This window comes from Streptomyces sp. NPDC000410 (genome assembly GCF_040300305.1).
Taxonomy (GTDB): Bacteria; Actinomycetota; Actinomycetes; order Streptomycetales; family Streptomycetaceae; genus Streptomyces.
In genome coordinates this window covers 215,904-228,444 of sequence record NZ_JBEPDM010000006.1, presented here as the reverse complement: position 1 = coordinate 228,444, position 12,541 = coordinate 215,904, and the positions used below count along the sequence as shown (strand labels likewise).

General features: G+C 71.4%; 10 protein-coding genes. 3 read left to right on the top strand and 7 right to left on the bottom strand.

Translation table 11 applies throughout. The features are described from left to right. Positions 1-2: 2 nt before the first annotated feature. The 3 genes from ABT342_RS10920 to ABT342_RS10910 all read left to right on the top strand — a co-directional run bounded on the left by ABT342_RS10920 (position 3) and on the right by ABT342_RS10910 (position 4,695). On the top strand, positions 3-2,162 hold the full coding sequence (locus ABT342_RS10920) for a hypothetical protein (RefSeq protein WP_351570353.1): 2,160 nt from the start codon (positions 3-5) through the stop codon (positions 2,160-2,162). A gap of 72 nt (positions 2,163-2,234) precedes the next feature. After that, on the top strand, positions 2,235-3,782 hold the full coding sequence (locus ABT342_RS10915; protein ID WP_351570242.1) for a DUF6519 domain-containing protein: 1,548 nt from the start codon (positions 2,235-2,237) through the stop codon (positions 3,780-3,782). Positions 3,783-3,813: 31 nt separating this feature from the next. Beyond that, complete coding sequence (locus ABT342_RS10910; RefSeq protein WP_351570240.1) at positions 3,814-4,695, top strand: peptidoglycan-binding protein; 882 nt, start codon at positions 3,814-3,816, stop codon at positions 4,693-4,695. A gap of 96 nt (positions 4,696-4,791) precedes the next feature. On the opposite strand, the gene ABT342_RS10905 is transcribed toward ABT342_RS10910, so the two are convergent. From ABT342_RS10905 to ABT342_RS10875, 7 genes are all read right to left on the bottom strand, one after another. Beyond that, on the bottom strand, positions 4,792-6,441 hold the full coding sequence (locus ABT342_RS10905; protein ID WP_351570237.1) for an AMP-binding protein: 1,650 nt from the start codon (positions 6,439-6,441) through the stop codon (positions 4,792-4,794). Further along, positions 6,438-7,238 carry a class I SAM-dependent methyltransferase gene (locus ABT342_RS10900; RefSeq protein ID WP_351570235.1) on the bottom strand — a complete coding sequence of 267 codons (801 nt, stop codon included), beginning with the start codon at positions 7,236-7,238 and terminating at the stop codon, positions 6,438-6,440. The genes ABT342_RS10905 and ABT342_RS10900 overlap by 4 nt, the downstream gene beginning before the upstream one ends. 42 nt (positions 7,239-7,280) lie before the next feature. After that, the gene (locus ABT342_RS10895; RefSeq protein ID WP_351570232.1) at positions 7,281-8,180 is read right to left on the bottom strand and encodes a helix-turn-helix domain-containing protein; all 900 of its coding nucleotides are present in this window, start codon (positions 8,178-8,180) and stop codon (positions 7,281-7,283) included. A gap of 103 nt (positions 8,181-8,283) precedes the next feature. Beyond that, on the bottom strand, positions 8,284-9,495 hold the full coding sequence (locus tag ABT342_RS10890; protein WP_351570350.1) for a prephenate dehydrogenase: 1,212 nt from the start codon (positions 9,493-9,495) through the stop codon (positions 8,284-8,286). Then, complete coding sequence (locus ABT342_RS10885) at positions 9,495-10,328, bottom strand: class II aldolase/adducin family protein (protein WP_351570230.1); 834 nt, start codon at positions 10,326-10,328, stop codon at positions 9,495-9,497. The genes ABT342_RS10890 and ABT342_RS10885 overlap by 1 nt, the downstream gene beginning before the upstream one ends. A 40-nt stretch (positions 10,329-10,368) precedes the next feature. After that, entirely contained in the window at positions 10,369-11,916 is a 1,548-nt protein-coding gene (locus ABT342_RS10880; RefSeq protein WP_351570227.1) for an FAD/NAD(P)-binding protein, read from the bottom strand. Positions 11,917-11,919: 3 nt separating this feature from the next. Then, entirely contained in the window at positions 11,920-12,468 is a 549-nt protein-coding gene (locus tag ABT342_RS10875; RefSeq protein WP_351570225.1) for a flavin reductase family protein, read from the bottom strand. Positions 12,469-12,541 lie beyond the last annotated feature (73 nt).

The following is a 12,541-nucleotide window of genomic DNA, read 5'->3' as shown; positions in this document are numbered from 1 at the left end:
CCATGAACAGGGAGCCGGACGGGCTCGCCGAGCTGCTCCCGCAGTGGCACCGGCTGCGGGACGCCGAGGGCGGCGAGCCTCTGCGCGCGCTGCTCGCGGTGATCGCCGAGCAGGTCGACCGGGTGCGGGACGGGGTCGAGCAGAGCTACGAGGACTGGTTCGTGGAGACCGCGGCACCGTGGGTGCTGCCGTATCTCGGCGATCTGGTCGGCTACACCCCGCTGCCCGGCTACGAACGCGTACGGACGCAGGGTCTCGGGGACAGCGACGGCGACGACGCGCGCAGCCGGCTCGCCGAGGCCCTCGCGCCGCGCCGGGATGTCGCCGCCACCGTCGCCAACCGGCGGCGCAAGGGCACGTTGGCGCTGCTGGAGGAGCTGTCCGGGTCGGTGGCCGCCTGGCCGGCGCGGGCCGTGGAGTTCTCACGGCTCGTCGCCGGGAACCAGCCGGTGAAGCTGTACGGATCGGGCACCGCCGCCGTGAACGCGCGGCGTCTCGCGCGCGGCCGCCTCGTCGACGTGCGCGAAGGCACGGCGCTGGACCTCGCGGGCGGCCCGTTCGGCGCGGTCGCCCAGTCGGTGAACGTGCGGCGGGCCGGCTCGGCCCGTACGCCGGGGGGCTACTCCCCCGCCGGTGTCGGGCTGTTCGTCTGGCGGCTGAAGCCGTACCACGTGACCCGCGCGCCCGCGTACTGCATCGACCGGGCCCGGAGCCTCTACACCTTCTCCATCCTCGGCAACGACAGCCCGCTGGTGACCAAACCGGTCCCCGAGCCGTCGGCCACGCACATCGCGACGATCGACAACGTCCCCGCGTACATCCGCCGCCGTCAGCTCGCCGACCGGCTCGCGGACTACTACGGGCCCGGCAAGTCCTTCACGATCTGGCGTGACGGGCAGGACGAGCCGGTGCCGCTGTCGGACCTCGTGGTCGCGGATCTGACGGACTGGCGCTACCGGCCGAAGCGCGGGCAGGTCGCCGTCGATCCGGCGCTCGGCCGGATCGCCTTCGGGTCGCGCTCCGCACCGCGGCAGGGCGTGTGGGTGACGTACCACTACGCGTTCTCGGACGACATGGGCGGCGGCGAGTACCCGCGCGAGCGCGATACGCCGCCGGCCGCGAAGGTCTACCGGGTCGGCCCCGGCCAGACCTACCAGCGGATCATGGACGCGTACGGGGACTGGCGGGGCGACCGGCGGGCGGGGTACTGCGGCCCCGACGGCATCATCGAGATCACGCACAGCGGCGCGTACCAGGAGCAGCTGGACTTCGATCTGGATCCCGGCGACCGGCTGGAGTTGCGGGCCGCCGAGGGGACGCGGCCGGTGATCCGGCTGCTCGACTGGTACAGCAACCGGCCCGACGCGCTCAACATCCGCGCACAGGAGGAGTGCGCGGGTGATCCCCCGCGGATCGTGCTCGACGGGCTGCTCATCACCGGGCGCGGTCTGAACGTCACCGGGCCCGTGGGCGCGGTCGTGCTGCGGCACTGCACGCTGGTCCCGGGATGGTCGCTGGAGCCGGAGTGCGACCCGCACTCCCCCGAGGAGCCGAGCCTGGTCCTCGACCGGACCACGGCGTGCGTCGCGATCGAGCGCAGCGTCCTCGGCACGATCGAGGTGATCGGCGACGAGGTCGGCCACGACCCGCTGGAGATCCACATCCGCGACAGCATCCTGGACGCGACCGGCCACGACCGGTCGGCGCTGTCCGCCCCGGACTGCCGCCACGCGCACGCCGTCCTGCACGCGCACCGCACGACCGTCATCGGCGAGGTGCACACGCACGCGGTGCGGATCGCCGAGAACAGCGTCTTCACGGGGCGGCTGCACGTGGCCCGGCGGGGCATCGGCTGTGTGCGGTTCTCGTACGCGCCCCCGGGCTCGCGCACCCCGCGCCGGTACCGCTGCCAACCGGATCCGGCGGGCAGTGAGAACGCGCAGCTGGTGCGCCCGCTGTTCACGAGCGAGCGGTACGGGACGCCCGGGTACGGGCAACTGGCCCACGCCTGCGCCGAGGAGATCCGGCGGGGCGCGGAGGACGCCTCCGAGATGGGCGCCTTCCACGATCTGTACCAGCCGCAGCGCATGGACAGCCTGCGGGCCCGGCTCGCCGAGTACACCCCGGCCGGCACGGACGCCGGGATCATCCCCGTGACCTGATCCCCGTCACCCGATCCCGGTGTCCGACACGACTTCACCGACTTGCCCGACCTTCGAGGGGGACCCCTTACCATGCACGCAGACATCTCCCGCATCACCTTCCGGCCGGAGCGGCACTACGCGGCGGTGATCGCACAGCAGGGCCGCGTCCAGCTCGACGCGGACGCCAACGAGCAGGCGGCGATCCAGCTGGCGCGGGCCCGTACGATCGCCGCGGATCTGATCGGGCGGCACGGCGGCCCGGCCGGCGCGACCGGGTTCGCGGTGGGCTTCGACGGCCGCGGCCAGGACCTCGACGATCTGACGATCGGCGGGGGCCGCTACTACGTGGACGGCATCCTGCTGGACGCGACGCGTCCGCACCCGGGCACGCCGGTGAGCGAGGACGGGCCCGAGGACGCCAAGGACGCCCCGGCTCCCGCGGACCACTGGACGTACTGGGACCAGCCCGACGGGTACCGGGACCCGGAGCGGCCGGGCGACCGGCTGCCCGCCGAACGCCCGTACCTGGCCTATCTGAAGGTATGGGAACGCTCGGTCGGCGCGGCCGAGGACCCCTTCCTGCGGGAGGTGGCGCTGGGGTCCGCGATGCCCGACACGGCGGCCCGGCTGAAGACCGTCTGGCAGGTGCTGCCGCTGCCGGGCGCCGAACTGGACCTGGAGGACGGGGCCGACCGGGACAAGGAAAAGATCCACGCGGCGTTCGCCGAGTGGGCGGCGGAGCAGGCCCCGACCGCGCGGATGGCGGCACGCAGCGAGCGCCCGGAGCGCGCGGACGAGGACCCGTGCCTGGTCAGGCCGGACGCCCGCTACCGGGGCCCGGAGAACCAGCTGTACCGCGTGGAGATCCATGACGGCGGCACGGCCGAGGAAGCGACGTTCAAGTGGTCACGGGAGAACGGCTCGGTCACGTTCGCCGTCGACGGGCTCGACGGGACGTGGGTGGAGCTGGCGTCTCTGGGCAGCGACGACAAGCTCGATCTGAACGTCGGTGACTGGGTCGAGCTCACCGACACGGCCGGTGCCAGCCGCGGTGAGCCGCTGCCGCTGCTGCGCGTGGAGGAGCTCGATCTGCCGGGGCGGCGGGTGCGGCTGTCCGCCGAGCCGGACCCGTCGGTGGGCCGGCGGCCGGAGCTGCACCCGTTCCTGCGGCGCTGGGACCACCGTGGCGGTACCCGGCGCGCCGGCGGTGCCAAGGGCGCGGCGAAGCTGCGGGGTGGTGCGCTGCGGATCGAGGAGGGCGGCTGGCTGCCGCTGGAGGACGGCGTTCTCGTCCACTTCGAGCCCGGCCGGACGTACCGTTCGGGCGACTACTGGATCGTCGCGGCGCGTACGGCGACGGGCGACGTCGAGTGGCCGACGGACGCGGCCCGCCGTCCGCTGCTGCGCGCCCCGCACGGCATCGAGGTCCATTACGCCCCGCTGGCCTGGGTGTTCGGCGAGGGATCGATCTCCGATCTGCGCCTGTCCTTCGGTCCGCTGGCGAGTCCCGTGCCCGCCGCGAGCGAGGAGGATCTGGCGGCGGAGGCCGCGGCCGAGGCGGAGGCCCTGGCCGCCGAGCGGGCGGCGGCCACCGGTTCACCCGGCGGTCAGGGCGACCAGGGACAGCCCGAGAACTGACGACGCACCAGCTGTAGGAAGGAACCACACGATGGCGACACCTCTGTCCGCCTCCGCGCTGCTCAAAGCCCTTCGTGACGAAGGTCTGCACGTCGTCGAGCACCGGAGCTGGCGTACGCACAACCGCAATCACAAGGGCCCCTGGGGCCCGGTGCACGGGGTGATGATCCATCACACCGTGAGCTCCGGCACCCAGCACTCCGTGGAACTCTGCTACAACGGCCACGCCAATCTGCCGGGTCCGCTGTGCCACGGCGTGATCGCCAAGGACGGCTCGGTCCATCTGGTCGGCAACGGACGGACCAACCACGCGGGTCTCGGCGACGACGACGTACTGCGCGCGGTGATCAACGAGACCGCGCTGCCCGCCGACAACGAGGCCAACACCGACGGCAATCGCTACTTCTACGGCTTCGAGTGCGTCAACCTCGGCAACGGCAGCGACCCGTGGCCTGCGGCCCAGCTGGAGGCGATCGAGAAGGCGTCGGCCGCGCTGTGCCGGGCGCACGGCTGGACGTACCGCTCGGTGATCGGGCACAAGGAGTGGCAGCCGGGCAAGCCCGACCCCCGCGGGTTCACGATGGACTCGATGCGGGCCCGGATCAGACAGCGCCTCGGCGGCAGGCCGGACGGCCCGGCCAAGCCGCCCGTACCGCCGAAGCCGTCGTACGAGCCGTTTCCCGGCGCCGCGTTCTTCGCGGCGGGCAGGAACAGCCCGGTCATCACGGCGATGGGCAAGCGGCTGGTGGCGGAGGGATGCGGGCGGTACACGGTCGGCCCCGGCCCGGCCTGGGGCGAGGCCGACCGCAAGTCGTACGCCGCCTGGCAGCGCAAACTCGGCTACTCGGGGAGCGACGCCGACGGCATCCCGGGCAGGACGAGCTGGGACAAGCTGAAGGTCCCGAACGTCTGACCCGCCGGGGTACGGCACCAGCGGCCGGGCCGCCCTCCCCCGCGGGAGGGCGGCCCGGCCGGGACTTCGACGACACGGCCTAGGGTCGGTCCCGCGTCACGGCGAAAGCCGCGTCACGGCGAGAGCGGCCCGCCGGGCTTCGAACCGCTGCCGCAGCTGCGCCCTGCGGAGCTTGCCGATGCCGGTCTTGGGGACGTCCTCCTTGGCGACCGGTACGACGTGGGTGATCTCCACCCCGATTCGGTCGGCCACCTGCCGGCGGATCACGCGCTCCATGGTGGACGGATCCCCCGCGGAGCGCGGATGGAAGAAGACCGCGATCTCCTCGGTCACCCCGTCTCCTGCCGTCACCAGCCCGGCCACGGTGTAGGACGGTTCGACGAAGTCGACCTCCTCCACCGCCGCTTCGATCTCATGGCCGTGGTGGGTCGCTCCGTCGAGCTGGATGACGTCGTCGGCCCGGCCGGTGACGGTGAGGATTCCGTCCCGGATGTAGGCGAGATCGCCGGTTCTGAACCAGCCGTCGGCGGTGAACGACCGCCGGTTCTGCTCGTCGTTGCGGTAGTACCCGGACGTCAGCGTCGCACCGGTGACCTGCAAGTGGGCGGTGACACCTGCCGGGACGACCCGGTCGTGCTCGTCGACGACCCGGACCGAGGTCCCGGGCTGGGGCCGGCCCACCGGGACGTAGCGCTCGTCGCCCGCGCCGATCGCCGAGAACTCGCAGTCGGCGACCCCGGCGGAGGTCTCGGACATCCCCCAGCCCGGGTACATCGCGTCCTGCGGAAGTCCGAAGGGCGCGAGCAGCTCCAGGAAGTGGCGGACCGCGCCGCTGCGGACGGCTTCGCCGCCGTTCATGATGTAGCGCAGGCAGCTGAGGTCCCAGGACTGTTCCTCCAGCCGCCGGGCCTGGTCGTTGACGAGGCCGAAGGCGAAGTTGGGCGCCCATGTGGTGTCCGCGCGGTGCCGGTCCACCGCGGCGAGCCAGCGCAGCGGGTCTTCGAGAACCCACTCGATCCGGGCGTGGACCTGGTGGCAGCCGAGGTACACGTCGCGTGCGTGGAACATGACCAGACCACCCACGTGGTCCAGGGGCATCCAGTTGAAACTACGGGTGTCCTTGCCCAGCCGGTTGACCTGGGCCGTGGCCGCGCTGCGGCTGAGCACGTTGCGATGGCTGAGCACCACGGCCTTGGGCACGCCCGTGCTGCCCGAGGTGAGCAGCAGCACGGCGGGATCGTCGGGGCGCGACCGGTGCCATGCGTGGTCCGGCGCGTGGCGGAGCAGCTGTCCCGTATCGCCCAGCCATGCCTCGCCCCACCGCGCCGAGGCGCTGACCGCCGGGGCGATCTCCTGCCCGGCGCCGGTGATCACTCGGGGTCGGCCGTATCCGTTCCAGACGCGTTCCAGCAGGTCAGGAGCGGCGCCGGCGCTGACGGGCAGGGGGACGAAGCCGCCGAGGACGCAGGCCCAGAACGTGGCCAGCAGCTCCGGGTCGTCCGCCACCTGGATGACGACCGTCTCGCCGGGGAGCGCGCCCGAGGCGCGGATGCCGACGAGGATGCGCGCGGCGTCGTCCAGGAGCCGCGGGTAGGTGCGTGTGTCCTCGGTGCCGTCCGCCCGGAGGAACCGGACACCTTCGCGGTGTCCGTCCCTGGCCGCGCGTACGAGCGTCTCGCCGAGGTTCGCCGCGTTCGACCGCGGTGCCGGGCCGCCGTCGAGGAACGAGATCGCGGTGTCCGTCATGCCGTGCCCGCCTCCTTCGCCGCCGCGGTGGCCGTTTCCGTCGTCGCGGTCGCCTCTGTCGCTGTCGCTGTCGCCACGAACACCAGCGGGCCGCGCCCGTGCCCGGGGGCGGCTTCCTTGTGGAAGCCGCCGTACTCGGCGGTGATGGTCAGGCCCGCTTCGGCGAGGAGCTCGCGCACCTCCGGCCCGGTGAGGACCGCCTGGTCGAAGAAGTTGTCGTACATGGCCACATGGCCGTCGGCCTCACGCACGAGGAGGGTCTCCTCGTTGCGCCAGTTCGCCGTGTGCGGATGGATCGACTGGCGGGCGAGCCGGGTGATGAGCACGCCGTCGCCTCGATGGTGGCCGACCGTGTGCGGTTGATAGCTGTCCACGAAGTTCAGCAGGTGGCCGAACTCCAGGACGACGTGGCCGCCGGGCAGCAGGAGTTCCCGTATCTTCCTCAGCACCGGCCGCAGTTGCGCCCGCCGCAGGTAATTGAGCGTCATGAACAGGCTGTAGACGAGATCGAACCGTTCCTGCGTGGTGAAGTCCTCCACGCTGCCGTGGACATAGGAGATGCCCTCTCCGCCGGCACTCCGCGCGAAGTCGATGAAACTCCCGCTCCGGTCCACGCCCACGCCCGGGAATCCCCGCGCGCCCAGGGCCCGGAGGTTGGCGCCCGTACCGCAGCCGAGATCGAGCACGCGTCCGCCGACCGAGGCGTGCGCGGCGAGGAATTCCGTTTCCGCCGCGAGGTTCCGGAAGTCCTTGCGCATGACCTCGTAATATTTTCCCGGGAACTCAAAGCTTGTCATTGCGTCACCCTTTTCCCATGCATCACATAACTCCATGGCTCATTACCCCCGTTTTCGGAACTCCCGGGGCGTGATCCCGTACCGGTCCCGGAAGAGTCGACTGAAGTGGGAGGCTCCGTAGAATCCCGATCGCTCACCGATCAGGGCGATCGGCAGATGATCGAGCCCAGGGTCGGACAATTCTGCTTTACAACGGGCCAGCCGCTCGTCCCGAATCCACCGGGCCGGGCTGGTGCCGTACTCGTGGAATATCTTCTGCAAGTAGCGCAGCGAGACCTTGTAACGCCGTGCGACGGTCATCGGGGTGAGACCGGGATCGGCCAGCCGCTCACGGACGAAGGACTGCACGTTCAGCATCAACGCCTGTTTGCCCACATCGGATTCATCAGCCACCGACCGTATCCGCTCCGCGAAGAGAGCGGCCGCGAGGCCCGCGACGCTGTCACCGAGGAGATCGATCGCCGTTTCGACCTCCTCGCCGTGCCGTTCGAGGCCGACCAGGAGTCTGGACATCAGCGCCCCGAGCCCCTGGGACCCGTGCCAGGGCTTCGCGGTCAGCGGTTCGGTGCCCTGTGACGTGAGTCCGATCAAGCGGTGCGGCAGCAGCAGTGCCACCATGCGGAAACGCTCGGGCATGACGACCTTGTAGGGCCGCGTGCTGTCGTAGCAGATCAGCTGAGAACCGCGGGCCACTCCGTGCCGGCCGTCCTGGAACACCCAGGCCTCACCGGCCAGCAGCCGGCACACCCTCAGGTATTCGCCGTCGGTCCTCTCGATGAGCCGACCCGGTCGGATCATTTCCCGCGGCCCGCCTTCAAGAAGGCAGACGCGGACTTCACCGAATTGCCTGCTCGCTGTATTTCCTTCGAGATCCCCGTCGTGATCGCGAACGATTTGCAGGCCGCCGCGGGTCGGCACATCAATGACATCGGCATACGGCATCGACTCAATCCCGTCTATCAAAATCTCACGAGCGGCCCCGCCTCATCCGAAGGCGGACCCCTCACATCCGCCAGCCATAACAACACACCCCCATCCTCGTTTCCTAGACCGATCGGAAGCTCCGATTGCTGGTTTCCCATCCATCGTTGACTTTCGCCTTCACAGGTGTCCAGGAAGGTTTAGCCGCCGAAGTCGAACGAAGTTCGGCAGGTTCCTGTGATGAATGCGTCACTGTCCGTCGCACACTCCAGCCGTATTCCGTGAGCCGCTGGATCATGCGGACGGCCGGGCCCGGTGCGACCATGAGCTCGACCAGACCGCCGTGTTCGCCCGGTGAGTGGTCGATGGACACGTCCTCGACGTTGACGCCCAGCTCGGCCACCGTCGCCAGCAGCCGGGCCAGCTCGCCCGGCTGGTCGCCGATGAGGACCTGGACGGGCGTGCACGTGGCCGGCGGCTTCCCGGGCTTGCCCGGGACGCGGCCCCGGCCCTTGATGCCGCGCCGCAGGAGATCGGTGACGAAGGCCGTGCCCCGCGCCCGCTCGTCGGCGCCGCCGGCGGCCAGGCCGCGCAGCGCGGTCACCGCCGCCGTGATGTCCTCGGCCAGTTCCCCGAGGACATCGGCGATCGCCGTGGCGTTCGCCTCGAGGATGCCGGCCCACAGTCCGGGGTCGCCCCCGGCGATGCGGATGACGTCGCGCAGGCCCTGACCGGCGAGCCGGGGGGAGTCCTCCGGCATGTGCTGCAGCCGGGCCGCCATCAGGGCGGAGAGTACGTGCGGGGTGTGGGAGACCAGCGCCACCGCCCGGTCGTGGGCGCCGCTGTCCATGACCACCGGGACGGCACCGCACAACGCGACGAGTTCCAGCGCCCGGTTGAGGGTCTCCTTCGTGGTGTCCGCCGTGGGGGTGAGGACCCAGGACCGGTCCTCGAACAGCGTGGCCGAGGCGGCCAGCGGGCCGGAGACCTCGCGTCCCGCCATCGGGTGCCCGCCGATGTAGCAGGACGGGTCGGCGACCGTGCGGACGTCCCGCTCGGGCCCGGCCTTGACGCTGGCCACGTCCGTGTAGTGGCGGGCCAGCCCGTTCGCCTGCTGCTTGGCCAGGACCTCACCGATCAGGGCGGGCGGGACGGCCAGCACGGCCATGTCGACCGGGTCCGCGGGCGCGCCGACCGTACCCGCGCCGAGGGCGGCGGCCGTGCGGGCCGCCGACTCCTGAGCGTCGATCAGGTGGACGTGCACGCCCCGGCGGGAGAGGGCGAGGGCCACCGAGGTCCCGATCAGGCCGGTGCCCACGACGGCTGCCGTGCGGATCACCGGGCCACTCCGGAGGTCTGCTCGTCCAGCAGGTCGGGCTGCTCGGCGACGATCTCCTCCCAGAGCAGCTGGAAGCTGAACCAGCCGAGCTGCGCGTCGCCGAAGCCGTCGCCGGCCGCGGTGGCCTGCTCGTGCGTGAACGTCTTCGGAGTGCCGGCGGCCCGGGCGAGCAGCTGGACCTGGGCGCAGCTGTCGTAGGTGAAGAACCAGTGCACGGCCTCGTCCAGCGAGCCGCCGACCGTGATCAGCCCGTGGTGGCGCAGCAGGATGGCGCGGTTGTCGCCGAGCTGCTCCGCGATGTCCCGGCCCTGTTCGAGGGAGACGGAGGGGCCTTCGTACTCCTCGTAGAGGACCTGTCGGCCGTAGAAGGCGGCGGACTCCTGGTCGATGGGCTCCAGCAGCCGGCCGAGGGCGCCGAGGGCGCGCGAGTGTGCGGTGTGGCCGTGGGCCGCCGCGGTCGCACCGGGCTGGAGTTCATGGATCTGCGAGTGGATGACGAAGGCGCTGGGGTTGACCCGGTGCCTGCCGTGGACGACCCGGCCGGTGGAGTCCACGCAGATCAGATCGGCCACGCGGACGTGCTTGAAGGAGATTCCGAAGGGGTTGACCCAGAACTGGTCCGGATACTCCGGGTCGCGGACGGAGATGTGCCCGGATATCCCTTCTCCGAAGCCGTACTTGCCGAAGAGCCGCAGTGCCGCGGCGAGGCGCTGTTTACGGTGGCGCCGCGCCTCCTCGGGGTCGGCGAACGCCGGCTCACCGGGGATCGGCAGACCGGTCGCGGTGTCCGCGAGGTACTCGGCGCGCGGTGCGGGGGTCGTGATGCTCATGGTGGTTCCGTTCCTCTCGAGGTGTGGTCCGGACCGGTGTTCAGGCGGTCAGCAGGACCTCTTCGGATGCGGGGCGGGCGGTCCGCCCGGTCGCGGCGTGCCGGAGGATGGCGGCGACGATGTCCTCGCTGCGGTCCACCAGGGACGGGATGCCGAAGGTGAAGAAGAGCGCTCCGGCCGCGATGTTGCCGAGCCCGTACAGGCGCGGATCCGGTACGCCGTCGGCGGTCAGCCGGCTGGTGGACCGGACGAGGTCGAGGCCGCCGTGGGGATGACGGCTGGCGGCGCGGCCTCGTGTCAGTGAGGTCACCAGGGGCAGCGCCCCGGTCGGGATACGGCCTTCGGAGGCGTTCACGGCGTTGATCACCTTGTCCGGTCCGAGGGTCGTTCCGTCGGAGGTGACCACGTCGAAGCCGGCGTCCGCGCGTGCGGAGACGCGCTGCACTCCGGAGCGGATGACCAGCCGGCCCTCGTCGGCGAGGCCGAGCAGTACGGCCGCGCTGCTCGGTGGCATGGGGCAGCACAGGCTCATGATCGTGCGGTAGTGGTCACGGAGGATCAGCGCTCTGTCCCGTTCCCGTAGCAGGGGCCAGATGTCGGGGCCGGTCTCGGGCACCGCGCGCTGCAGGACGCGCAGCCCCAGATCCGCCGAGCCGACCGCGTCGAGCTGGCGCCGCAGCCGGTCCACCGGGGGCTCCTGGTCGGCGTGGAGGATCTCGGAGAGGACCGCGTCGACGTCGGCGCCCGCCTCCCGGAGCTCGGCCCGTACGAGCCCGGCGACGTCGTCGAGCGTGACGGTGCGCCGGCGGCGGGCGAGGGACCGCATCCGTGCCGGGGTGACGTGCCGCAATTCGAAGTGGGCCGGCCGTTGCCGGACGGCGGGCAGGACGCCGCGCCGGGAGAGCAGGCTGATCCGGCCCCGATGGCCCTGGGCGGCGAGCGCGAGGATGATGTCGACCGCGGTCAGGCCGCTGCCGATGACGGCTACGTGGTCCCGCTCCCGTATCTCCTGGAGCGTGCGCGACACCGGGTAGGGGTCCGCCACGAAACCCGGTGCCCGGGCGAGCCCGTAGACGTCCTTGGGGCTGTCGCCGCCCACGCACAGGACGACGTAGTCGAAGGCGCGTGCACTGCCGTTCCCGGTCCTCAGGAGCACCCGGTCGGCGGCTCTGCGTGCGGCGGTGACGGCCGCTCCGACGAGGTCGACCCGCCAGCCCTGTGCGCGCAGTTCGCCGAGTGCGGCGTGGGCGGCCTGCTCCAGGTACTCGCCGTACACGGTCCGGGGCGCGAACCGGGCTCCGGACCAGGGGTCGACGCCGTGTCCGGGAGCGCCTCCCACGAGGCGGTCCCGGGTGTCCAGCCAGCGCTCGAAGTGGCCGGTGTCGCCGACCCGTACGGACATGTCGTCGGGGGTGGCGTTGACCTTGATGGTCTCGGTGTCGGCCTGGTACGCGCGGCCTCGCCACAGGTGGGGCGACGGCTCGAAGACCGTGATGCTGCCCGGTTCGCCCTGTGCGCGGGCCAGCGCGTCGATCAGGCAGACCGCGGCCGCGCCGCCTCCGACGACACCGATCGATGGTCCGGTCATGTGTCAGTCACCCGTCGACGTGCGCATCCGGTGGAACCCGCCCTGCACGAAGATCAGGGGTGAGCCCGAGCCGCGTACACCGAGTCCGACCACGTCGCCGATGACCATGACGTGATCGCCGGTGACGAGGTGGTCCCGGTACCGGCACTCCATCCAGGCCAGGCCGTCGAGGAGCTGGGCGCCGGTCTGTGTGCCGGTCTCGGTGGGAAGGCCGCCCAGCGCCCGCCGCCTCTCCTGCTCGGGGCCGGCGAAGATCCGGGCCAGGTCCGCCGCGTCGGCGTCGAGGATGGACGTCGCCCACACCCGGGAATCCATCAGGTCCGCGAGGAATCCGGAGTCGCCGCGGATGCTCAGCGACACGAGCGGCGGATCCAGCGATACGGAGGTGAGGGAGTTCGCGGTGATGGCGTTGTGCCGTCGCCCCGAACTCGCGTCGAAGAAGGTGGTCACGATGCATACCCCGGTGGCGAAATTGCGCATGACCGTGCGCAGGTCGCTCTGTGCATTCACAGCGGCCGAAGTCCGGTCCGCTGTCGATGCCTCGCTCTTCATTGATCGGTCCTCTCCGGGAGCTTTTCCCCCACACTAGGCAGCATCAGCGCGTGGCATTTGCCGGGCCGCGCAC